The sequence below is a fragment of the Hylemonella gracilis str. Niagara R genome (assembly GCF_000600295.1).
Taxonomy (GTDB): Bacteria; Pseudomonadota; Gammaproteobacteria; order Burkholderiales; family Burkholderiaceae_C; genus Hylemonella; species Hylemonella gracilis_A.
On the sequence record NZ_JEMG01000001.1, the window covers coordinates 3,415,800 to 3,439,071 of the forward strand.

Below are 23,272 nucleotides of genomic sequence, written 5' to 3' on the forward strand. Positions count from 1 at the left end.
CCGCCGGCGTGCTGATTGACTGGGACGATTTCGCAGAGTTGTCGGCCAGCGTGCCCCTGCTCACCCGCATCTACCCGAACGGCACGGCCGACGTGAATCACTTCCAGGCGGCCGGCGGCATGGGGTTCCTGATCCGTGAACTGCTCTCGGCCGGACTGCTGCACCCGGACGTGCGTACCGTGATGGGCCAGGGCTTGGAGGCTTACACCCAGGAGCCCTGGCAAGATGGCGCGGGTCCTTACGCGGCCCTGGCTTGGCGGCCCGTGCCCTCGACTTCGGGAAACACCGACGTGCTGCGCGGCGTGGCCGACCCCTTCAGCGCCGACGGCGGCCTCAAGCTGCTGCAAGGCAATCTGGGCCGCGCGGTGGTCAAGACCTCGGCAGTCAAACCCCAGCACCGCCACGTGCGCGCGCCCGCCGTCGTTGTGGACAGCCAGCAGGAACTGCAGGAGTTGTTCAAACAAGGCCAACTGGAACGCGATTTCGTGGCCGTGGTGCGTTACCAAGGCCCACGCGCCAACGGCATGCCCGAACTGCACAAGCTGACCCCGGCGCTGGGCACGCTGCAGGACAAGGGCTACAAGGTGGCCCTGGTCACCGATGGTCGCATGTCCGGTGCCTCCGGCAAGGTGCCCGCGGCCATCCATCTCAGCCCCGAGGCGCTGGACGGCGGCATGATCGCGCGCGTGCGCGACGGGGACATGATCGACCTCGATTGCGAGGCTGGCCGCCTGCTGCTCGAAGTCCCCGAGCAAGAGCTGGCGGCACGCCGGGTGCACGCGCCCGATCTGTCCGCGCAACACAGCGGCGTGGGCCGCGACCTGTTCGCCCTCTTCCGCCAGCATGCGGGCCGCGCCGAGGCCGGCGCCTCGCCGCTGCTGGGCTGAGCCCAGGCCGACCGGCTTCCGCCCTGCGCTGGCGATGCGTCGCCATTGCGGTTTTTGTGTTTTGTTATCGTCTCGCTTCACCATGACCCTGCCCTTGCCCTCCTTTCGTTCCCGCATCGTTCCCGTGGTCGTCATCACCGACCCGAAACAGGCCGCTCCCCTGGCCGACGCCCTGCTGGAGGGCGGCATCGACGTGATCGAGATCACCCTGCGCCACCCGGCCGCGCTGGCCGCCATCGAAGCCACCGCGCGCCACGCACCCGGACTCTGCGTGGGTGCGGGCACCGTCATACGCCCCGAGGAAGCACGGCGGGTCAAGGACGCGGGCGCGCGGTTCGCCCTCTCGCCCGGCATGACGCCCGCCCTGCTGGATGCCGTGCAGGCCGCGCAACTGCCCTTCGTGCCCGGGGTGATGACGCCGGGCGAGGTGATGACCGCACGCGACGCGGGTTACGGCCTGGTCAAGCTCTTCCCCGCCGCCCAGGCCGGTGGCCTGGCCATGCTCAAGGCCCTCGCCGGTCCGCTGCCCGAGATGCGTTTCTGCCCCACGGGCGGCGTCAGCCCCGACAATCTGCAGTCCTTCCTGCAACTGCCCAATGTGGCTCTGGTCGGTGGCTCCTGGCTCACGCCCGCCGATGTGCTGGCGCGTGGCGACTGGGCCGCCGTCACGCGACTGGCGCGCGAGGCCAGCGCCCAGGCACAGACGGCCGGCGCCTGAGGCCGGTCCCCCGCTGCCACTCAGCCGCATGCAGCTCGCCGCTCTCTTGCGCTTGGCCGCGTTCCGGCACTGGCTGCTGGCGGCGTTCATCCTGATCGCCCTGCTGCTAGGCGGCGCGGCCATCAGCGCGGTGTTCACGCTGGGCCGGCTGATGAACGAACATGGCGAGGGCGCCTCGCGCGCCCTGCGTCTGAACGCCGCCACCCAGACCCTGGCCGCGCACTCGACCGCGATGGAACGCGCCGCGCGGCAATCGCTGATCCTCAACGATCTACCGCTGCGCCAGCGCTACACGGAAGAGTCCCAGGCCGCCGAGGACACACTCAAGCTGCTGCTGGAAGCGGCGGCGCAGTCCCGCTCGCCCGACGCCGATGCGCTGCAGGACGGCACTGACCAGGCCTACGGCGCGCTCCTGGCAGCCGCAGGGGAGTGGCGCACCCAGCACGGACGTATCCGCGCGCTGATGGCGCCCAGCCGCGCTCCGTCCTTGCGGCAGGCCCTGACCCGCGAACGCAACGTGGCACGCGCCTTCCGCGACATGGACCTGCTGACCCAGCAGCTCGGCCGCAGCGTGCAACAACTGATCACGCAAAACGCCGAGGCCCTGCGTGAGCGGCTGGCGCGCAGCCAGCGCAACCTAAGTGCCCTGGTCAGCGTGGCCGTGGGCCTGGCCCTGGCCCTGGCCGTGGGCCTGGGTCTGTGGCTGGCCCGGCCGCTACGACAGATCGAGCGCGCCATCGTGGGACTGGGGGAAAACCGGCTCGACCAGCCCATCACCATCCGCGGCCCGAGCGACGTGCGTCAATTGGGCCTGCAACTGGACTGGTTGCGCCTGCGGCTGATGGAACTCGACGCCGACAAGGCGCGTTTCTTGCGCCATGTCTCGCACGAACTCAAGACGCCGCTGGCCGCGCTGCGCGAAGGCGTGGCCCTGCTCGAAGACGGGGTGACCGGCCCGCTCAACGAGCGCCAGCAGGAAGTGGCGCGCATCCTGCACCAAAACGCGCAGACCTTGCAGCAGCGCATCGAAGCGCTGCTGCGCTTCAATGCGGCAGCCTTCGAGGCCCGGCAGCTCAAGCGCCGCCCGGTGGACCTGCACGCGCTGGTCAGCGCGCAGATCGAGGCGCAACGCCTGCAGTGGCGCGGCCGCAGCCTGGTGGTACGGGTGCGCATGGGCCCCCCCTTGGAATCCTCGGACGGCTCACGGACCGCGAGCACCACCTTGCCGACGCTGCAGCTGGACGAGGAAAAAATCGCCATCGCCATCGCCAACCTGCTGTCCAACGCCATCCGCTTCTCGCCCCCGGGCGGGGTCATCGACTTCAGTTTCCATCTGCGCCCGGGCTGGGTGCTGCTGGACATCGGTGACCAGGGCCCTGGCATTGCCGAAGTGGACCGCACGCGCATTTTCGAACCCTTCTACCGGGGCCAACGGCAGCCCGAGCAGCAAGCAGCGCACGCCTTGCACGGCAGCGGCATCGGCCTGTCCATCGTGCGGGAGTACATCGAAGCCCATGGCGGTCGCATCAAATTGCTGGATGATGCGGCCCTGGACGACGATGCCCCCGGGTCCGACGCGCAGGCTGTTGGCGCCTGCTTCCGCATCGAGTTACCACATGAGCGCGCCATGTGACGACAGGCGACGGATCACGCGCTCGCGAATTGCCTCACGACTTTCCCCAATGACCTTGCTCTTGCACTCGTCGCATGACTCGGACCCGCGCTGCCTTTGGGCGGCGCGCGCCCGCGTGACTGGCTGGCTGGTGGCGGGCCTGGTCCTCGCGCAGCTGAGCGGCTGTGCGGCGCGGCTCTGGCCACCTTCGGACTGGACGCTGTCGGTCGACCTGCCTTTCAAGCAAGCAGCGGCGGTTCCGCCACCCGCGGACCCTCCTCCGGAACCAGCTGCCATCGCGCCGTGGCCGCTGAAGGAACCCAGCAACGCCCGCGAGGCTCTGGCCTATGTCGAGGCCTTGTGTGCGCTGCGGCCGGCCGAACTGGCCGGCGAGATCGAACGCCTGGAAACCCTCCAGACCCAGAGCGGGCACACCCCTTTGCGCTCCCAGCAACTGGCCTTCGCGCGACAACTGGCACAACTCTACGCTGAGCAGGATCGACTGCAGGAATCCAACGAGCGCTTGGCGCAACAGCTGCAAGAGCGCCAGCGCCAGATCGAGCAATTGAACGGTCAGATTGAGGCCATGCGCGCCGTCGAGTACAGCCTGCCCGCAGCCAGTACTTCGCCCGTGCCCACGCCGGTCCCCACCACCAGCCCTGTGGCGCCCTTGCCCGCCACGACGGGTGCGCCGGGCACAGCGCCCCCTCCCGCGTCCTGGCCCAAAGCCAGTGCCCCCCCGCGCCCCGCGGCCTCGCCTGGCAAAGCGCCGACGTCAGGCAACGGCAACCGGGGCCATGGCGACACGACGGACCGGAGCACCAACGAGGAAGGGCCGGCCACCAACATGGTCGAAGAAGCGCCCACCAACCCCAAGCGCTGACGGGCGGCGTTCCAGCGTCGTTCGCCCCCTTAAACCGGGCGGGTGTTGTCGACCAGGCTCAAGAAGTCGTAGTCTGTCTGGATGAAGTACTGCAGGTCGAAGTCCTCGTGCGTGACCACGATGAGGATCGCAGCCTTGCGCTTCAAGTACTCGGCGATGGCCTTCATGACCAGGGCACGGGTCTCGAAGTCGATGTGGGCAAAGGGCTCATCCAACAGAATCACATCGGGCTCGGCAGCCAGGGCACGGACGATGTCCATGCGCTTCATCTCGCCAGAACTGAGCGATCGGGGCAGGTTGTCCAGGAGCACGCGGCGCAACTGGATCTTGTCCATCAAGGCCTGCACCCGGTCCTCGGCGTAGAGGGCTGGATCACCATAGACCTTGCCGATCTCCTTGAGGGAATCCTTCACCTTCAGATCAGGGAAGAACGAGAACCGGGAGTCCTGCTGAACGATGGCGATCTTGCGCCGGTAGGGCTTGAAGGCTTCGGGGTCACCGCCGCGCTCGTGGGGTTTCAAGGCGACCAGATCCTGGCCACCGAGGTCGATGGTTCCGCTGGTACCGTCCAAGAGCCGCAGGATGGCCTTGATCATGGTCGTCTTGCCGCAGCCCGAGGGGCCGGTGACGCCATAGATGTGGGAGCGGCGGAAGGTCACGTTCAGGTGCTTGTAGGCCCAGCTCGGACGGTCGCCGAAAACCCCACGGACCATGTAGTGCTGGCTGACATCCCTCAGGTCCAGACCTGCGGCGCCGGTGCCATCGTCCTTCTCCTTGTCGATCACGACGTCGTCGGGCAGTTTGTCCAGCGAGATGAGCTTCTGGTTCTCGAGGCGCAGGATGACATCGAGATGCAGGGCCCGAACGAAGTCGAGGTCATGGCTGGCCATCAGGATGGTCTTGCCCTTGCCCAGGATCTCGTCGTTGAGGAAGGTGATGAAGCGCTTGCGCAATTGCCGGTCAAGGTTGACGGTGGGCTCGTCCAGCAGCACCAGATCGGCCTTGCGCGAGAGCAGGATCATCAAGGTGATGCGCTGGAGCTCACCACCGGAGACTTCGTCGGGATACTGCTTGGCGTAGCGGGTGAAGTCGAGGTTGAAGTATTCCTTGAGCCGCCGTTCGACCAGATCCCGGGCCTCGGGGCAGATGATCTTGAGGTTCTGCTCCAGCGACAGGGCTGGATTCATGGCTTGGGCCGTCTCGGCCGGCACGAAGGTCAGACCGACGTGGAGGATGCTGCGCCAGGTCTCGAGGCTGGTCTTCTTGCCGCCGACATAGGCATCGATGCCATGGAGTTTCATTCCGCCAGCCATGGCAAACGGCCCATAGAGGAGCCCTGCCAAGGTCTTGAGGAAAACCGACTTGCCTGAACCCGTGGTGCCGGTGATCACCGTCGAGGTACCGGGGACGGGCTCAAATCTATCGATGTCGAACAGCAGCCGGTCCTTGAGGTGGACCGTGAAATTGTTGACGAGGACGGGGGAAGCGTTCATGTGTGCTGCTCCTTTTGCTTGTCTTGTCCCAAAAGAAGCAGGAACGCGAAACTCACCATGACCAACAGAATGACCGGAAGCCAGAACATCACCCGAGAACCGTCAATGTCCCGCAGCAGGACCATGCGCCAGGCAGCGATCAGGCCGCCGGGACTGGTGTGGGCCGGTGTACCGTTGGCACCCATGCCCACCTGGATGATGAAGCTGAATGAGCAATCCAGCACCAGGGTCTTGAGCAGAATCACGGCGGCGGTGCGGCGCAGCACGTCGCGCATGTCCTTCGAATTCAACAGGACGGCCAGAATCCGCCCCCGGGTGAAGCCGTAGGACCGCAGCGACACGGAGTACTTGCGGTGATAGAGCTCACCCAGCGGCAAGGCCACGCCGCGGACCGCTTCGGGCAGGGTCGTCAGGGTGGCGGCGAAGATGAAGACGCTCAAGGACAAAATGGTCGAAGTCGACGCCGAATTGCTGGCCAGGGCCACGGCCACGGGGGCGTAGCAGAACAGGGCCACCAGGATGGCGGGGATCGACTCGACCGCGTCGAGCACCGCGGCGGTGGTCTTGCCCACCACGGGCCACAGGATCGAGCAGTAACCCAGGACCACGGTCACGGCACCGGCCACAAAAACAGTGAAGGCCAGGGTGATGGACAACTGGCGAAAACTGGTCACCAGGCTGTGCCAATAGGCCGCCGGCAGACCGACGGACCACTCCCCTGCACCGGGAACCCAGGCAAACAGGAAGGGCGTGAGCATGACCACCACGGCGGCCATGCCCAGAATCTCAAAGAGCTTTTTCATACCACCGCGGATACAGGGCAAAGAGGGCCGACTTGACCAAGAAGGTCACCAGCGCGTTGACGGCCAGAAGGACGAACACCGCAGCGATCAGGGTATCGGTTTGCATGTTGACCAGGGCGTCCAGCAACGTGCTGCCCAGCCCCGGGAAATTGAAGACCATCTCGGCGATGGTGACGCCGCCGATGATGGCCGGGACTTTTCCGGCCACGTAGGGGATGAACCGGGGTGCCGCCGAGTTCAGGAGATAGCCGGTCACCGTCCCCGGCAGCGGCAGGACCCGGCCGACCGCCGGCCCCAGGGTGCTGAACACCAGGGTGTGGGTCGTGTCGATCTGGCGCTTCATGTCGAGGGTCAAGAACCGGGCAGCGTCCCAGCCCAGACCGCCAAGAACCACCACCACCAGGGCAATGAGCATGGGGGAGGGATTCATCCCGGAGGCGCCATACAACAGCCAGAACCCGACGAAGAGCGGAACCGCCGACAAGAGCGAGGCGAGCAGGCCGCCCACGGCACCCAGCCCGACAGCCTTGCGCCCTCCCTGCACGGTACGCAGGTAGGTCGACGAGGCCGAGGTTGAGGCGCCCACCAGGGCGATGACCACCAGGAACAGCAACGAGACCAAGGCCAAGGGGAACGTGATGGCCGCGCCCGAGCTGATGATCTCCCCGGCACTGAACCCCGCCGTTTCGAGCGAGAAATCAGGATTCAGAGTGACCATGGACCAGAAGGCCCCAAAGGTCTTGAGGTACAGGTCCGCCGAGGCACCGACGGAGGCAAGGTAAAGGCCCACCAAGGCCAGGGTTCCGACCAGGGTGAAGACCACCCCGCGCAACCCCAGCTCGAGGGCCAGAAAGCGCAGGAACCTCATTGGGCCCAAGCCTCGACCGAGAGGAAGGGATTGTCCGAGGCGATGACAATGTTATTGATGGCCCGGGAATAGACGTCCTTCTTGAGGCTGACCAGGGGCACCGAGGGTTGCAGAGTGCCGATCTTGGTCTGCAGGTCACGCGTGACCTTGATCCAGTCGGTGGCCACCACGGTGTTGTCCCAGGTCTGGAACAGGGCGTCCAGGCTCGGGTCGGCGACGCCGGTCACGTTCAAGGGACCATTGCTCCGGTACCACTTGCCCATGTCGGAGTAGAGGTTGTCAAAGCCCTCGGCGTAGACCAGAGCCAAGTCATACTTCTTTTCATTGAAGACCAGGCGGTTGAACACCTGGTCGCCAGTGCGCTTGGCCTCGACGGTCAAGCCGATCTTGGCGTACTGGGCCACCAAGCTGTCGGCCATCTTCTGCCCCAGATCCCCCAGGGAGTCGGGGAACAGCAGCACGGCGGTCCGGCCCTTGAGACCCGACTTCTCGGCCAAGGAGACCGCCGTGGCGGCATCGTAGGGATGGGTGGCCCCGAAAGGAGGCACGTTGTACTCGGCGAAGTTGCGGCTGAACAGGTCGGAAGGGAAAGCTCCGTCATTGACGATGGTCAGATCGTCGCGGTCGGTGACCCCGGGAACCAGGGCCTTGCGGTCCACGGCGGCCGAGAGGGCGTAGCGGGCCGTGGCCGAGGCGAAGGCGGGGTTCTTGCTGTTGATCGCGACCTGATAGAAGGCGTATGGCATGAAGGAGCTGAACTGGACGCCGCCCATCTTCTCGACCATGGGCCGGTCGGCCGGCGAAGTCTCGAGGATCAGGTTGATGCGGGCCTCACGGAACTCATTGAGCCGGATCACGGGGTCAAGCACCCTGCGCAGGACCAGGCTCGACGTGGCCGGGGGGTGACGCAGATAACTCGGGTTGGCCTTGAAGGTCACCCACTTGCCGATTTCCCAGGTGTCAAAGACGAAGGGACCGGTGCCCACGGGCGCGGTCGCGAAGGCCCGCTCCTTCTCGCCGGCACGAAGATTGGTCGACAGTTTGTTGCCCTTGTAGTTCTCGGGGATGATCTTGAAGGTCAACACCGGGATGGCCCGGAACTCAGGGATGGGCTTGCGGAACTCGATGATGACGGTCTTGGCGTCCTGCGCCTTGACCGACGAAATGAAGGAGTTCAGGTAGTCCCGCTTGGGCGACTTGTTCTCGGGCGCCATGTAAGCGGCGAAGGAGTACGCGACGTCGGCGGCGGTGACGGGGGTGCCGTCGTGCCACTTCACGTCCTTGAGGACCGCCGTGTAGGTGGTCTTGGTGGCCGGGTCCTGGCTGATGGAGTCGGCCAGCGCCAGCTCGGCATTGAGCTTGCCCGAGGCGGCATCGACCTCGAAGTTAGCCAATCCGTCGAACACCAGTTCATTGGCGTTCATGCCCTGCAAGTTCTGCTCCAGCACGGGGTTCAGGGAGTCAGGAAGGTTCGAGATACCCACCACGAGGCCCTCGGGCTCCCGCTGCCAGAACATGAACACAGCGGCGGTGGCCGCCAAAACCAGGGCCGCGATGGACCCCACGATGATCGCATTCTTTTTCTGAGCCATATCAGCGCATCCTCACCACAAAGGAACTGTAGACGACTGCGTCGCCGGAATACTTGCCGTCGTCGTTGGTCTTGCCCAGCTCAAAGAAGTATTTCCCCGAGGTCAGCTGGGCTCCAGCGTTGATGACAGGCCAGGAATTGCCCACCTTGTACTGGCGATTCACCAGATCCTTGAGCTTCTTGGACTCAATGTCCTTGCCCGACTTGGTGTTCTCGTTGAACACACGGACAGGGCGGCTGTCATCGACGGTGATGACCAGGTCGTTCAGGACGCCCTTGGCAATCTCCACCATGCCCCACCAGTACTCCGGCGAATTCTTGACCGCGCCCCTGAACTTGGCAGGGCGGCTCTTTTGGTCCGGACCCTTGGCGCCGGGAACGGGGTTGAACATGCCGATGAGCATGGGCTGCACGGCCTTGCCGCGGCTGGCGATCTCGGCGGCGATGGCCGCGTCCTTCTTGGCCTTCTCGATTTCGGCGGTGACCACGGCAATGCGAGACAGCAGTTCCTGCTTCTGGGTCTCGACGTCCTTGAGCATGTCCTTGTCGATCACCCTGGGGTACTTGGCGGCGAAGGCCACGACATCGGCCTGCAGGCTGTCGATGTTGGCTTTGGTCTGCTGGTTGAACGCCAGCATGTCGTCGAGGGTCATGTTGCCCACCTTGTCCGGGTCAGGCTGGCGGGCGAACTCCTCGCCAATCCGGTCCTTGAACGAGTAGGCGTGGTCCCGCAAGGTCTTCTCCATCTCGTTGCGGGTGTCGACCCTCTTGCGACGTGTCCTATCGGAGGCCAAGGCAATGATGGACCCGGCCGGGTAGTTGCCGGCCTTCTGGATGTCGGCCATGGCGGCCTCGACCTTGCCATACTCCGCGATGGCGGCTTCGTAAGCCTCGATTTTGTCGTCGAGGGCGTCCTTACCCCGGGCGGCAGCCACGAGGTCATCAGGACCTTTTTCCCTGGCACGGAAGTCGGCGATGGCAGCCAGCTCCTTGTTCTCGGGGGCGTAATCGACGGCGTCGCCCAAGAAGTCACTGGAACTCTTCATGAAGTCCCTGGCGCTCGAGATTCTGTTGGCGTTGAGCCGCAAGCGAACCACGGCCTTGGCCACGGGGGCGAGTTGGGTCTTGATGTCGGCGGGCAGCTTGAGTTCAGAGGGGAAGCCGCTGGCGCCCTTGACGGCGTTATTCCAGCCAGCCACCAGGGGGGGCTCGGCGGTCACCGGCAAGGCCGCGGCGGCGTCGACGGTCTTATCGAGGTCGGCCTTCTGGTCCAGGTAGCCCATCCATTGGCTCTTGACATTGGCCGCTTGGATGTTGGACCAGTAGCCCCGGGCGGCTTCGAACTTGCCGGCGTTCCACTCCTTCACGCCGCCGGCTATGAGCTCGTCGTCCTTCATCATCGAAAACTTCATGCTCGCGCACGAAGCCAGGAACAGGGCCAGAACGGCCAGGATCACGAATTTAAATTTCATTGGGCGGCCTCCCGGACCACGCGGAACCCGATATCGCTGGCGCCCTGACTCGGGTCGACAGCACGACGGTTGGAAATGCGGAGCTCATTGGGGCCGTCCATCCAGGAACCGCCCTTGACGATTTTGTAGGAAGGATCGGCGCTCATGTTGGCGTCGGGGGACGTAGAGGTCCACTGCCACACGTTGCCGACCATGTCGTTCAGACCCAGGGGATTCTTACCATTGGGGAAGGATCCCGGCGGCGAGGGGTGGTTGAACTTCTTGTTGTTCGAGTAATTGGCCCGGACCCCATCGGTGGGCGCCTGATCGCCCCAGGGGAAGATCGAATTCTGACCGGCCCGGGCGGCGATTTCGTACTCGTCTTCGGTGGGAAGACGGAACTTCTGGCCGGTGGCGGTCGAAAGCCAGGCAGTGTAGCGCACGGCCTGCTCGTAGCTGACACCAACGACGGGCTGGTCAGCACCGTTGAAGTTGTCCGAGTCGAGGTACTCGGGCCACTCGCTTTGGGGCACGTTGGTGGCATCGAGGTAGGACCGGAACTGGCTGTTGGTCACGGGACCCTTGGCGATGGCGAAGGCGGCAACGGTGACGGTCCGGGGCTTCTCATTGCCACTGGCGCGGCGATCGTGATCGACCTTGCCGACCGTGTAGGTGCCGGCGGCCACGTTGGCCAGACTGTCGGCAACCTGGGCCAATTCCTCGGCATTACGGTAGGGCGCCTCGGTTTTCAAGCCGGCGTCGAGGGACGCCAGGAACGCCACTTCAGGCGCCTTGCGGGAAAAGTCGCCGGTGATCGTCAGCACGGCCCGCGTGTTCTTGAAGGCGTCGCCGCTGGGATAGGAAAAGGTCGCCGTTCCCTTGGCGTCGGTGACGACGCTCTGGGCGGGAGCCGCGACGTCGGCCGCAGACCAGACCACGCTCAGGGGCAATCCGGCGGCGGGGGAGCCACCCTTGGTGGTGACGACAACGGTGAAGGTGGCGCCTCCTTGAACCAGGCCATCCTTGGGGTTCAGGCTGACCGTGGCACCCGCCAGTTGCGCGGCGGCCCAGGTCTCGATGGTCTGTGAGAGAAGCGGGGACGAGGCATCGCCAGTGCGCAGCGTCAGGGCAACGCCTGCCCGGTAGAGTGCGGCATCGATCTGGACGGCCTGGGAGAGACGGTCGCCCAGGGCACCCTTGCCCTTCACCACCGCGTCAAACTTGGGTCCCAGGTCGGCGGCGAGCTTGGACGTCCGGGCTGCTTCGGCCTTGGCCCAGTCGCCACTCGACACCCGGTATGAGGCCTGGAAGATGTTGCCCTTCTTGTCCGCGGTGTAAGGGCGCGTAGCCACCGCAGCCACCGCAGCCTTCATCTCGGCGGTCAGAACCACCTTGTTCTTCCGCTCTTTTTTGATGGCGCCGGTTTCGGTGAGCAGGTTGTAAACCAGATCATCGAAGGCGACGGCTTGGGCCTCGGCCTCGGAGGCACCGGACCCGAATCCATAGTGGTAGCCGGCCTCCATATGGGTGGCGACAAAGTCGGTGCTGGCAGCGTGCGACACCGTCGAAAACGCCAATATCCAACAGGTCGCCAGCGTGTATATGTGCTTCTTCATTCTTCCTTTCCGGGTCTCCATGGGCTGAAGTCCCCAATTAACCATATCCTAGGGCAGGACATCCTACTTTCCAGCCAGAGAAGCGCGTTTGTGTGATTTGTTTCAAATTTTTGCAGATATCCAAAACTGAAACACGGTCTGCGCGGGGGTGCATCACGCCGCGCACGCCCTGTGGGGCATCGGCCTGTCCATGGTCCAGGAATGCATCAAAGCCCATGGCGAACCCATTACATTGCTAGCCGATCAGCCCGCAGGCAATGCCCTTGGTCGCGCCCAGCGCGTGGGCATCTGGTGCACACTTCCGCATCAGTTTGCCGCCCGACGGTCCACCCTGAACCGTTTTTCATGACCTTTGCTTTCCACCCGCTGCGCCTGTTCTGCTTACCATGTGCGCGTCTTGCGCCCGCCCGCCCGCTGGCAGTGGGCCTGGCCGCGGTCGTGCTGAGCCAACTGGCTGGCTGCGCCGCGCAGCTCTGGCCGCCGTCAGGCTGGTCACTATCGGTGGATCTACCGTTCGTGAACCAACAGCCCATCACGCACACCGCTGTCAACACAAACGCCCCGCCGGTTTCAGCCGACCCGCAGGAACTCGGCACCGCCGTCGAGGCGCTGGACTATGCCGTGGCACTGTGTTCCCTGACCCCCGAGGCGCTGGGCGCCGAAATCGAGCGCCTCAAGGCCATGGCGGCCCAGAACGGCCAGACCGCGCTGCGCGCGCAGCAACTCGCCTTCGCGCAGCTGCTCGCAGCGCTGCACGCCCAGCAGCAAGACCTGCAGGCATCCAACGCGCAACAGGCCCAGCTGCTGCGTGAGCACCAGAAACGCATCGAGCAGTTGAACGGCCAGATCGCCGCGATGCGCGCCGTTGAAGACAGCCTACCCCTTGCATCCCCAGTGCCTTCGTCCCGGATCACGACCGGCCCCGTGCCCGTCGTCCCGGCACCCCAGCACTCCACCCCGAACCAAGCAGGTCCATCACCATGAGCGCCGCCGCATCCGCGACCTTGCTCGTTGTCGATGACGACGCGGACATGCTGCGCCTGCTGACGATGCGGCTGGAAGCGGCGGGTTACCGCGTGCTGACGGCCGCTTCGGCCGAAGCCGCGCTGACCCAGCTCGCCGTGGAACGCCCGCAACTGCTGCTGTCCGATGTGCGCCTGCCGGGCAAGGACGGCCTGGCACTGTTCGACGAAGTGCATGCGCAACACCCTATGTTGCCCGTCATTCTGCTGACCGCGCATGGCTCGATTCCCGACGCGGTGGAGGCCACCTCGCGCGGCGTCTACACCTACCTGACCAAGCCCTTCGACGGCAAGGAGCTGCTCGACAAGATCGCCCAGGCCCTTGCGCTGCACAGCGCCCCCGCGCCCGACACCACCGCAGCGACCAGCGCCGCAGCGACCGAACCCTGGCGCGCCGACATCGTGAGCCGCTCCGCCCGCATGGCCGAGCTGCTGGCCGAGGCCCGACTGGTCGCGCGCAGCGACGCCAGTGTGCTACTGCGCGGCGACAGCGGCACCGGTAAGGAACTGCTGGCGCGAGCCATCCACAACGCCAGCGCGCGCGCGAAGAAGCCCTTTGTAGCGGTGAACTGCGGCGCCATTCCCGAGAATCTACTGGAGAGCGAACTCTTCGGCCACGTCAAGGGCGCCTTCACCGACGCGCATGCCAACCACAAGGGCCTGTTCCAGGCGGCCGACGGCGGCACGCTGCTGCTCGATGAAATCGGCGACATGCCTCTGGCCCTGCAGGTCAAGCTGCTGCGCGTGCTGCAGGAGCGCGCGGTGCGGCCGCTGGGTGCTTCGTTGTCCATCCCGGTGGACGTGCGCATCGTCAGTGCCACCCACCGCGACCTGGAGACCGCGCTCAACACCGGCCAGTTCCGCGAGGATTTGTACTACCGCCTCAACGTGGTCACGCTCAACCTGCCTACCCTGGCCGAACGGCGCGAGGACATCCCCCTGCTGGCCAACCACTTCCTGCGCAAGCTCTCGGGCAAGTACGGCAACGAGCGGGGACGCAAGCTCGCCGGCTTCGCGCCCGAGGCACTCAAGGCACTTGCCGCCGCACCCTGGCCCGGCAATGTGCGCCAGTTGCACAACGTGGTTGAGCAAGTCTGCGCCCTGGCCACCACACCGCTGGTGCCGCTGACCCTGGTGCAGCGCGCGCTACGCACCCCCTCGGTCGAGGTGCTGAGCTACGCCGAGGCCAAGCAGCGTTTCGAGCGCAGCTACCTCGTCAACCTGCTCAAGCTCACCGATGGCCATGTGGCCGACGCGGCCCGCCTGGCCGAGCGCAACCGCACTGAGTTCTACCGACTGCTGCAGAAGCACGGGCTCACGCCGGGGCGGTTCAAACCCGGGGGCGAAACCAGCCCGGGTGGGGCGGGCACCAACAACCCCAGCGGATCTGTCGCCCCTGAACGACAAGGCCAAGTGATTGATGAATAAGGATTTTTTTCTTCACCCCAGGGCCACACGACGGTCCACGTCGCCTCCTGGCGACAAAAAACGGGGTTTACAGACCGTTTTCCGCCCAGCGCTTGGGATGAGCGCCAAAAAATCACCTAGACCATTGATTTAAATAGGGATTTTTTCTTGGCACGCCGATTGCCCTGTAGAGGGCATGTCTGCCATCGCCAACTCCCTCACGCCGCGTACCGCCCAAGGCAGGTACGCCCCATCCGCCAGCCGCGCACGCGCGGCTCTGCCGGTTCTGTCGTCGTCCTGCGACAGCACGCGTGACGCCGCCACCACGCCCCCCGTGCACCGCGGCAGCATGCCCGCCCAGCCTTGGGTCGGTTTTTGGCGCAGCCTGGGCCGGGGCCTGGTCGGTAGCCTGCGCCGCCTGCTGACCTCTTGGGCCGCGCCGGCCCGCCCCGCGATGGCCACGGACGCGGCCGGCCTGGTGCGGCAGCGGGCCGGCCACCAACGGCGACGGGTGTTCATGCTGCTGATCGCCCTGTCCACCGCCAGCACCGCCACGCTGTTCGCCCACGCCCAACCCACGGCGCCTACAGCGCTGGCCGCCTGGATGCAGGTCGGGCAGATCGCGCTCTACGCCCTGCTGTCGGCCTGGGTCACCTCTGGCTTTGTGACGGCGCTGATGGGCGCCTGGGTGTTGCTGCGCGGCGACCGGCACGCGCTCTCGGGCCGCTCCGTGCGCCACCACCGCCTGAGTGCAGAGGCACGCACCGCCGTCATCATGCCCATCTGCCATGAAGACGTGGCCACGGTTTTCGCCGGCCTGCGCGCCACCTGCGAATCGCTGGCCACCACCGCGCGCAGCCAGGGATTCGCCCCCACGCAGTTCGACGTGTTCGTGCTGTCCGACAGCAGCCGCCCCGAGGTACTTGCCGCAGAGCGCGCCGCATGGGAAGAACTGCGCGCCACGCTGGCCACGGCCGATCTGCCGCAGGTCGAGGTCTACTACCGCGCCCGCCGCCGCCGCACGCACCGTAAGGCCGGCAATGTGGCGGACTTCTGCCGCCGCTGGGGCCGGGACTACCGCTACATGGTCGTGCTCGACGCCGACAGCGTGATGAGCGGCGACAGCCTCGCCACCCTGGTCAAGCTGATGGAAGCCAACCCCCAGGCCGGCATCATCCAGACCGCCACCCAGGCCGTGGGCCACGTCACGCTGCACGCGCGCGCGCAGCAGTTCGCCAGCCGAGTGACGGGTCGGCTCTTCACCCTGGGCATGCAGTTCTGGCAACTGGGCGAATCCCACTACTGGGGGCACAACGCCATCATCCGCGTCGAACCCTTCATGCGGCATTGCGCCCTGGCACCCATCCAGGGCCAGGGCGGACTGAGCGGCCCCATCCTCTCGCACGACTTCGTCGAGGCCGCGCTGATGCGCCGCGCCGGCTGGGAAGTCTGGCTGGTCTCCGACATCGAGGGCAGTTATGAACAGCAGCCGCCGGACCTGCTGGCTGAACTGCAGCGCGACCGCCGCTGGTGTCAGGGCAATCTGCAGAACGCGCAGCTGATGGCCGAACCCGGCCTGCATCCGGTGCACCGCGCCATGTTCGTGACTGGGGCGCTGGCCTACCTCTCGGCACCGCTGTGGCTGGCCTTCCTGACCTTGGGTGGCGTGCTGTGGTTCACCGGCGCAGGCCATCCAAGCCTGGGCGCGGCGTGGACGGGCGCCTTCACCATGAGCGGCGAACTGGCCTGGCTCTGGGCCTGGACCCTGTGCCTGCTCTTCGTGCCGCGCCTGCTGGGCCTGCTGGCCGTGCTGCTCAAGCGCGAACAGCGTTTTCACGGCGGCGCGCGCAAGCTGCTGCAAAGCGCCATGCTGGAAGCACTGCTGGCCTTGCTGCAGGCACCGATCCGCATGGTCGCGCACAGCCTCTTCGTGCTGATCGCGCTCACGGGCTGGAAGCTGGAATGGAAATCCCCGCCGCGCGAAGCCGCCGCCGTGCCCTGGGCGCACGCGCTGCGCCAGTTCGCCCCGGCCAGCCTGGTTCTTCCGATGCTGGTGTGCGGGGTGGCGGCCTTCGAGGCTTGGAACGCCACGCAAGCAAGCTACCCGCTGTGGTCCCTGCTGCTCATCCTGCTGCCGGTGGGCCTGCCGCTGCTGCTGGCCGCCCCGCTGACGGTGCTCAGCAGCCAGCCTGGCCTGGGCTCGGCGCTACGCAAGCACCACTGGCTGCTGATCCCCCAGGAAGCCTGGCCCAAGGCCGTGCTGCGGCGCGCCTGGCGGCACGCGGGCGCTTGACGTCCGTTCAATGAAACCATCCTGCCGCCCCTGGGCCGTGGCAGGGTGGCGAATCACAGACGCGGCATGCCGGGCGGCAGGCCCTTCATCCCCGGCATCCCGCCCATGCGCTTCATCATCTTCATGAGGCCGCCGCCCTTCATCTTCTTCATCATGTCTTGCATCTGCTCGAATTCCTTGAGCAGGCGGTTGACGTCCTGAACCTGCACGCCAGCACCGAGGGCAATGCGGCGCTTGCGAGTGGCCTTGATGATTTCCGGCTTGCTGCGCTCCCGAGGCGTCATGCTGTGGATGATGCCCTGCTTGCGGCGCAGGTCTTTCTCGACCTTGGCCGTGTCCATCTGGCCGGCCTTGGCGGCAAGCTGACCGGGCAGCTTGTCCATCAGGCTGGCCAGGCCGCCCATCTGGTTCATCTGCTGGAGCTGGGCCAGGAAGTCGTTGAGGTCGAAGCCGGCGCCGCTCTTGACCTTGGCCGCGAGTTTCTGCGCGGCTTCCATGTCCACATTGGCCGTGACCTGCTCGACCAGGGCCACGATGTCGCCCATGCCCAGCACCCGGCCTGCGTGGCGCTCGGCGTCGAACACTTCCAGGCCGTCGATCTTCTCGCTCACGCCCGCGAACTTGATGGGTGCGCCTGTGACGGCGCGCACGGAAAGCGCCGCGCCACCGCGTGAATCGCCATCCATCTTGGTCAGCACGATGCCAGTCAACGGCAGCGCTTCCTTGAAGGCCTTGGCGGTGTTCACCGCGTCCTGGCCTTGCATGGCGTCCACGACGAACAGCGTTTCCACTGGGTCCAAGATCCCATGCAGGTCCTGGATTTCCTTCATCAAGGCTTCGTCGATGGCCAGGCGGCCCGCCGTGTCCACCAGGAGCACGTCGAAATAATGCTTCTTCGCGTAATCCAGCGCGGCACGGGCGATGTCAACAGGCTTTTGCTCGGGCGTACTCGGGAACCATTCAGCGCCGGCCTGGGCCGTGACCGTCTTGAGCTGCTCGATGGCGGCCGGGCGGTACACGTCACCCGAGACGGTGAGCACCTTCTTCTTGCGCTTGGTGATGAGGTGCTTGGCAAGCTTGGCGGTCGTGGTCGTCTTGCCCGCGCCCTGCAGACCGGCCATCAAGATGACGGCGGGCGGCTGGGCGGCGAGGTTGATGTCAGCCGGGCCCTTGAGGGCGCCGGACTCGTCCACCTCGCCCATGGTGGCAGCGAGTTCGCGGTTGACCACGCCGACCAGGGCCTGGCCCGGCGTGAGAGAACCCACGACGGCCTGGCCCAGGGCCTTGTCCTTGACGCGGGCGATGAAGTCGCGCACCACGGGCAGGGCCACGTCGGCCTCTAGAAGGGCCAAGCGCACTTCGCGCAGCATGTCGGCCACATTGCCCTCGGTGATGCGGGCTTGGCCACGCATTTCCTTGACGATGCGGGAGAGTTTGTCGGTAAGGGCGTTGGCCATGAATGAAAACCACTCTCTATACTTAGGTCCGTGATTTTATCGAGCGGCCCCCATCCCCCTGCCTGACGCCATGCCTTTCGCCATTCCCTTCCATGCATTGCTGCCGGGCCTGGTGTGCGCGCTGGCTTACGCGGTGTCGGCGTTGGCCGCCCACCGCAGCACCCGCGCCGCGCTGGTGCTGGCCTGGCTGCTGCACGCCCTGCTGCTGGGTGTGGGCTTGGGCCTGTGGCACGACGAACCGCATTTCGGCTTCGCGCCAGCGCTCTCGGTCACGGTCTGGCTGGTGGTGGCCATCTACGCCGTGGAAGCCCGTTATTACCCCGCCCTGCAGGCGCGGCGTGCCTTGCCTGCGCCGCTGGCGACGCTCAGCCTGCTGGCGGTGCTGCTGAGCCTGGTCTTTCCCGGGCAGGCCATCACGCACCAAGGCGCCTTGCTGCTGCCGCTGCACTGGGCTTTGGGCATCGCGTCCTACGGTCTCTTTGCCGTGGCCGTGGTGCACGCCCTGCTGATGCTGCGCGCCGAAACGCGCATCCGCCACGCCAGCGAATCCGACAGCGGTCTGCCCCTGATGACACTGGAACGGCTGACCTTCCGCTTCGTGGCCGCGGGCTTCGCGCTGCTGACAGCCACGCTGGCCGCCGGTTTTCTGTTTGACGAACGCCTGTACGGCACGTCCTGGAACTGGAACCACAAGATGGTGTTTTCCGTGCTGTCCTGGGCCGTCTTCGCGGTGCTGCTGTACGGACGCTGGCAACTGGGCTGGCGCGGCTGGCGCGCGGCGCGCTGGCTCTTCACCGGCGCGGGCCTGCTGCTGCTGGCCTATGTGGGCTCGCGTTTCGTGCTGGAAATCGTGCTGCATCGCGCCCCGCTGAACGCATGAAATTCCTGCTGCTCCTGCTCATCAGCCTGCTGGTGGTCTGGCTCTGGCGTTCGGGCCGGACGGCCGAGCCCCGCGAAAAACGCCCACCGGGCACGGCCCGGCCCACAGCGGCCAAGGCCACGCCGCAGGACATGGTGCGCTGCGCGCATTGCGGCCTGCACCTGCCGCTGAGCGAGGCCGTGGCCAGCACCAGCGCGCATTACTGCAGTACCGAGCACCGCCGGCTGGCCGAACCCGGGATGTACTGAGCATGACCGAGGGGTTGCCCGATGGCAATAGGCTCTGGGACGGCGGTTGGTACCGCCATGCCCGGCGGCTGGATTCACCGAATTTCGGCCCACGCCCCCCTGCAGGGGATGCACGCGACGACGCGGTGCCAGTCATCGACCTCATCGTCGTGCATTCGATCAGCCTGCCGCCAGGCGAGTACGGCGGCGACGCGGTGCAGCGTCTCTTCACCAACACACTGGACTGGAATGCGCACCCCTACTTCAAATCCATTGAGGGGCTGCAGGTGTCGTCGCACTTTTACGTGCGGCGCGATGGCGCGCTCTGGCAGTTCGTGAGCTGCGATGACCGTGCCTGGCACGCTGGTGTCTCGCACTACTGCGGGCGCGACAACTGCAACGATTTTTCCGTCGGCATCGAACTTGAGGGGCTCGAGGGCGACTCCTTCGAGGCGGCGCAGTACGAAACACTGAGCAGCCTTTGCGCGGCCTTGGCCCAGCGTTACCCGGTGCGTCAGATCGCTGGCCACGAGCACATCGCGCCAGGCCGCAAGGCAGATCCCGGGCCCGGCTTCGAGTGGCCACGCTTGCAAAGCAGCCTGGGTTGGCCCGATCGGTATTTTCCCGAAGTCAGCGCAAGCTGACCTTGCGTACTTGATCCCTGACATGCGCACGCATGCGTGCGCGGCTCCGTCTGGCGCGAGCATCACCCCATGCAAACAAGCGCCCCGCGAGCCCGTTTTCACGCGCCAGCCGCACGCCGCCTGGATGCCTGCGCGCGCAGGCTGATGCAACAAGGGCTGCGCACCTGGATGGCAGAACTATGAACCGCCATCACAACGCGCGCACGCGCGTCATGACGCTTACACGCGCAGGCATGCACACGCAGGCGTGGATGCGTCGCGTAACTTTTCCACACCGACGTGACCTTCTTCACGCGCACACGCACGAATGCGCCGCTACACTACGGGTAGTGGATCACAATCGTTTCACCCCCTACCTATAGTGTTTCTCGTCATGGAAACACTACACGCCCAGCCCCCAAGATTTGCCAGACACGAGGAAAAGATGCAAACCGGCCTGTACACCCCACCGTCCTCCACTTCCCTGCCCGCCACCACGCAGTCTCAAGGCGCTGGCGCGCCCCTGGGCGCAACGAGCGCGCTGGCCCACTACCAGATCATCCGCCGCAACGGCGCCGTCGTTCCCTTCGAGCCGAGCAAGATCGCTGTGGCTCTGATGAAGGCCTTCCTGGCCGTGCACGGCGCGCAAGGCGCAGCCTCGGCCAGCGTGCGCGAAACCGTCGACAGCCTGACGCAGGCCGTGGTGCGCGCGCTGACGCGCTCGCGCCCGGGCGGCGGCACTTTCCATATTGAAGACGTGCAGGACCAGGTGGAACTGGGCCTGATGCGCGGCGGCCACCTTGAAGTAGCCCGCGCCTACGTGCTCTACCGCGCCAAGCGGGCCGAGGAGCGCGCCCAGCACGCCGCCCAGGCCGCGCCGCAGACACCGGTGCTGCACGTCACCGACAACGGTCAGCGCGTGGCCCTGGACCTGAACCGCCTGCAACGCCTGATCGAAAGCGCCTGCGCCAACCTTTCTGCCGACGTGAAGGCCGAGCCCATCGTGGCCGAAACCCTGCGCAACCTCTACGACGGCGTGCCGCTGGAAGAGGTGTACAAGGCCGCCATCCTGGCCGCCCGCACCCTGATCGAGAAGGACCCGGACTACACCTACGCCACCGCACGCCTGCTGTTCCACACCATCGCCAAGGAGGTGCTGGGCCGCGACGTGCAGCCTTCTGAAATGAAGCAGGCCTATGCCGACTACTTCCCCGGATTCATCAAGAAGGGCGTGGACGCCGAGCTGCTCAACCCCGAGCTGCTGCAGTACGACCTGAAACGCCTGGGCGCGGCCCTCAAGTCCGAACGCGACCAGCAGTTTGACTACCTGGGCCTGCAAACCCTGTATGACCGCTATTTCCTGCACGTCAAGAAGTCGCGGATCGAGCTGCCGCAAGCCTTCTTCATGCGCGTGGCCATGGGCCTGGCGCTCAATGAAATCGACCGCGAAGCCCGCGCCATCGAGTTCTACGAGGTGCTGTCGTCCTTCGACTTCATGTCGTCCACGCCCACCCTGTTCAACAGCGGCACGCTGCGCAGCCAGCTGTCAAGCTGCTACCTGACCACGGTGCCCGACGATCTGGACGGCATCTACGAATCCATCAAGGAGAACGCCCTGCTGTCCAAATTCGCGGGCGGCCTGGGTAATGACTGGACACGCGTGCGCGCGCTGGGCAGCCACATCAAGGGCACGAACGGTGAAAGCCAGGGCGTGGTGCCCTTCCTCAAGGTGGTGAACGACACCGCCGTGGCCGTGAACCAGGGCGGCAAGCGCAAGGGCGCGGTCTGCACCTACCTGGAAACCTGGCACCTGGACATCGAGGAATTCCTGGAACTGCGAAAGAACACCGGCGATGACCGCCGCCGCACGCACGACATGAACACGGCCAACTGGATTCCCGACCTGTTCATGCGCCGTGTGATGGAAAAGGGCGAGTGGACCTTGTTCTCGCCTTCCGACGCGCCCGACCTGCACGACCTGTTCGGCGCGGCCTTCGAAAAGGCTTACGTGGCTTACGAAGCCAAAGCCAAGCGCGGCGAACTCAAGCCCAGCAAGACCGTGCCCGCCACGGACCTGTGGCGCAAGATGCTCTCGATGCTGTTCGAGACCGGCCACCCCTGGATCACCTTCAAGGATGCCTGCAACGTGCGCTCGCCCCAGCAACACGCTGGGGTGGTGCACTCGTCCAACCTCTGCACCGAGATCACGCTCAACACCAGCGACACCGAAACCGCCGTCTGCAACTTGGGCTCGGTCAACCTCAAGCAGCACATCACGGACGGCAAGCTCGACCACGAGAAGCTGAAAAAGACCATCGGCACCGCCATGCGCATGCTGGACAACGTGATCGACATCAACTACTACGCCGTCAAGAAGGCGCGCGACAGCAACCTGCGCCACCGCCCCGTCGGCCTGGGCCTGATGGCCTTCCAGGACGCGCTCTATGAGATGCGCATCCCCTACGCCAGCGATGCCGCCGTGCAATTCGCCGACCAGTCCATGGAAGCCATTTGCTACTACGCCTACTGGGCCTCGACCGAGTTGGCCCGGGAGCGCGGCGTGTATTCCAGCTACCAGGGTTCGCTCTGGAGCAAGGGCATCTTGCCGCCGGACACACTGGAGCTGCTGGCGCGCGAACGCGGCGGTTACGTGGAGGTCGACCGTTCCGCCACCCTGGACTGGGACCTGCTGCGCAAGAAAATCGCCGCCGACGGCATGCGCAACAGCAACTGCGTGGCCATCGCCCCGACGGCGACGATTTCCAACATCATCGGCGTGGACGCCTCCATCGAGCCCTGCTTCGGCAACCTCTCGGTCAAGTCCAACCTGTCTGGCGAGTTCACCATCATCAACGGCTACCTGGTCAAGGACCTGAAGCGCCTGGGCCTGTGGGACGAGGTGATGGTGATGGACCTGAAGCACTTCGACGGTTCCCTGTTGCCCATCGACCGCGTGCCCCAGGACATCAAGGCGCTGTACGCCACGGCCTTCGAAGTCGAGCCGAGCTGGCTGGTGGAAGCCGCCGCGCGCCGCCAGAAGTGGATTGACCAGGCCCAGTCGCTCAACATCTACATGGCGGGCGCCTCGGGCAAGAAGCTGGACGACACCTACAAGCTGGCCTGGACACGCGGCCTCAAGACCACCTACTACCTGCGCACCACCAGCGCCACACAGGCGGAGAAATCCACCGTGGCCGCCGGTCGCCTGAACGCCGTGTCTTCGGGTTCTTCCGAGGTCGGCGCTGTGGCCACGACGCCGGTCGCCCCCAAGCCCGCCGCCGCGAAGAAGGTGAGCGCGCTCGAAGCGGCGGCTGCCGCCGCGCAGGCGCAGATGGCCGTGGCCGCGACCGACATCAAGTTCTGCGCCATCGACGACCCGGGCTGCGAAGCCTGCCAGTGAGAGGAAGCGCGGTGCGCGACTTCTGCCTCGCACCGCACATG

The 23,272-nt window shown here is 65.7% G+C and carries 18 protein-coding genes; 11 read left to right on the top strand and 7 right to left on the bottom strand.

Features of this window, described 5'->3' with window-relative positions; all coding sequences use genetic code 11:
- The 4 genes from AZ34_RS15545 to AZ34_RS15560 all read left to right on the top strand — a co-directional run.
- On the top strand, nucleotides 1-887 hold an 887-nt coding region (locus AZ34_RS15545), incomplete at its 5' end, for a dihydroxy-acid dehydratase (protein ID WP_035609700.1).
- An 82-nt stretch (nucleotides 888-969) separates the two neighbouring features.
- Nucleotides 970-1,605 (top strand): bifunctional 4-hydroxy-2-oxoglutarate aldolase/2-dehydro-3-deoxy-phosphogluconate aldolase, encoded by a 636-nt coding sequence (locus AZ34_RS15550; RefSeq protein WP_035609703.1) that lies wholly within the window; start codon nucleotides 970-972, stop codon nucleotides 1,603-1,605.
- Nucleotides 1,606-1,633: 28 nt separating this feature from the next.
- Nucleotides 1,634-3,238: a sensor histidine kinase gene (locus AZ34_RS15555; RefSeq protein WP_035609706.1), complete on the top strand. Its 1,605-nt coding sequence runs from the start codon at nucleotides 1,634-1,636 to the stop codon at nucleotides 3,236-3,238.
- Nucleotides 3,239-3,287: 49 nt separating this feature from the next.
- Nucleotides 3,288-4,100, top strand: a complete 813-nt coding sequence (locus tag AZ34_RS15560) for a hypothetical protein (protein ID WP_035609710.1) — start codon at nucleotides 3,288-3,290, stop codon at nucleotides 4,098-4,100.
- Nucleotides 4,101-4,129: 29 nt separating this feature from the next.
- On the opposite strand, the gene AZ34_RS15565 is transcribed toward AZ34_RS15560, so the two are convergent.
- From AZ34_RS15565 to AZ34_RS15590, 6 genes are read right to left on the bottom strand one after another with little or no spacing between them, the layout of a single operon-like run.
- Nucleotides 4,130-5,593 (bottom strand): ATP-binding cassette domain-containing protein, encoded by a 1,464-nt coding sequence (locus AZ34_RS15565; protein ID WP_035609712.1) that lies wholly within the window; start codon nucleotides 5,591-5,593, stop codon nucleotides 4,130-4,132.
- Nucleotides 5,590-6,396: a hypothetical protein gene (locus tag AZ34_RS15570; RefSeq protein WP_035609715.1), complete on the bottom strand. Its 807-nt coding sequence runs from the start codon at nucleotides 6,394-6,396 to the stop codon at nucleotides 5,590-5,592. Before AZ34_RS15570 ends, AZ34_RS15565 begins: the two co-directional genes overlap by 4 nt.
- Nucleotides 6,380-7,264: an ABC transporter permease subunit gene (locus AZ34_RS15575; protein WP_035609718.1), complete on the bottom strand. Its 885-nt coding sequence runs from the start codon at nucleotides 7,262-7,264 to the stop codon at nucleotides 6,380-6,382. The genes AZ34_RS15570 and AZ34_RS15575 overlap by 17 nt, the downstream gene beginning before the upstream one ends.
- Entirely contained in the window at nucleotides 7,261-8,856 is a 1,596-nt protein-coding gene (locus tag AZ34_RS15580; protein ID WP_035609720.1) for an ABC transporter substrate-binding protein, read from the bottom strand. Before AZ34_RS15580 ends, AZ34_RS15575 begins: the two co-directional genes overlap by 4 nt.
- A gap of 1 nt (nucleotide 8,857) precedes the next feature.
- On the bottom strand, nucleotides 8,858-10,327 hold the full coding sequence (locus tag AZ34_RS15585; RefSeq protein WP_155831843.1) for a hypothetical protein: 1,470 nt from the start codon (nucleotides 10,325-10,327) through the stop codon (nucleotides 8,858-8,860).
- Nucleotides 10,324-11,922 carry an SUMF1/EgtB/PvdO family nonheme iron enzyme gene (locus AZ34_RS15590; RefSeq protein WP_035609726.1) on the bottom strand — a complete coding sequence of 533 codons (1,599 nt, stop codon included), beginning with the start codon at nucleotides 11,920-11,922 and terminating at the stop codon, nucleotides 10,324-10,326. Before AZ34_RS15590 ends, AZ34_RS15585 begins: the two co-directional genes overlap by 4 nt.
- A gap of 345 nt (nucleotides 11,923-12,267) precedes the next feature.
- On the opposite strand from AZ34_RS15590, the gene AZ34_RS17745 reads away from it, so the two are divergent.
- From AZ34_RS17745 to mdoH, 3 genes are all read left to right on the top strand, one after another.
- A complete protein-coding gene (locus AZ34_RS17745) occupies nucleotides 12,268-12,906 on the top strand; it encodes a hypothetical protein (RefSeq protein WP_051509937.1) in 639 nt (212 codons plus the stop codon).
- On the top strand, nucleotides 12,903-14,372 hold the full coding sequence (locus tag AZ34_RS15600) for a sigma 54-interacting transcriptional regulator (RefSeq protein ID WP_035609732.1): 1,470 nt from the start codon (nucleotides 12,903-12,905) through the stop codon (nucleotides 14,370-14,372). Before AZ34_RS17745 ends, AZ34_RS15600 begins: the two co-directional genes overlap by 4 nt.
- Nucleotides 14,373-14,547: 175 nt before the next feature.
- Nucleotides 14,548-16,644: a glucans biosynthesis glucosyltransferase MdoH gene (gene mdoH, locus AZ34_RS15605; protein WP_081767254.1), complete on the top strand. Its 2,097-nt coding sequence runs from the start codon at nucleotides 14,548-14,550 to the stop codon at nucleotides 16,642-16,644.
- Nucleotides 16,645-16,697: 53 nt separating this feature from the next.
- Here the strand turns inward: mdoH and ffh are convergent, their stop codons facing one another.
- Nucleotides 16,698-18,101 carry a signal recognition particle protein gene (gene ffh, locus AZ34_RS15610; RefSeq protein WP_035609735.1) on the bottom strand — a complete coding sequence of 468 codons (1,404 nt, stop codon included), beginning with the start codon at nucleotides 18,099-18,101 and terminating at the stop codon, nucleotides 16,698-16,700.
- 70 nt (nucleotides 18,102-18,171) lie between these two features.
- Between ffh and AZ34_RS15615 the strand changes: the two genes are divergently transcribed.
- The 4 genes from AZ34_RS15615 (at nucleotide 18,172) to AZ34_RS15630 (ending at nucleotide 23,231) form a co-directional block, all read left to right on the top strand.
- On the top strand, nucleotides 18,172-18,981 hold the full coding sequence (locus AZ34_RS15615; protein WP_035609738.1) for a cytochrome C assembly family protein: 810 nt from the start codon (nucleotides 18,172-18,174) through the stop codon (nucleotides 18,979-18,981).
- A complete protein-coding gene (locus tag AZ34_RS15620) occupies nucleotides 18,978-19,229 on the top strand; it encodes a PP0621 family protein (RefSeq protein WP_035609741.1) in 252 nt (83 codons plus the stop codon). The genes AZ34_RS15615 and AZ34_RS15620 overlap by 4 nt, the downstream gene beginning before the upstream one ends.
- A 2-nt stretch (nucleotides 19,230-19,231) precedes the next feature.
- Nucleotides 19,232-19,852: a 1,6-anhydro-N-acetylmuramyl-L-alanine amidase AmpD gene (gene ampD, locus AZ34_RS15625; RefSeq protein ID WP_035609744.1), complete on the top strand. Its 621-nt coding sequence runs from the start codon at nucleotides 19,232-19,234 to the stop codon at nucleotides 19,850-19,852.
- 424 nt (nucleotides 19,853-20,276) lie between these two features.
- Nucleotides 20,277-23,231: a ribonucleoside-diphosphate reductase subunit alpha gene (locus AZ34_RS15630; protein WP_035609747.1), complete on the top strand. Its 2,955-nt coding sequence runs from the start codon at nucleotides 20,277-20,279 to the stop codon at nucleotides 23,229-23,231.
- Nucleotides 23,232-23,272: the final 41 nt, after the last annotated feature.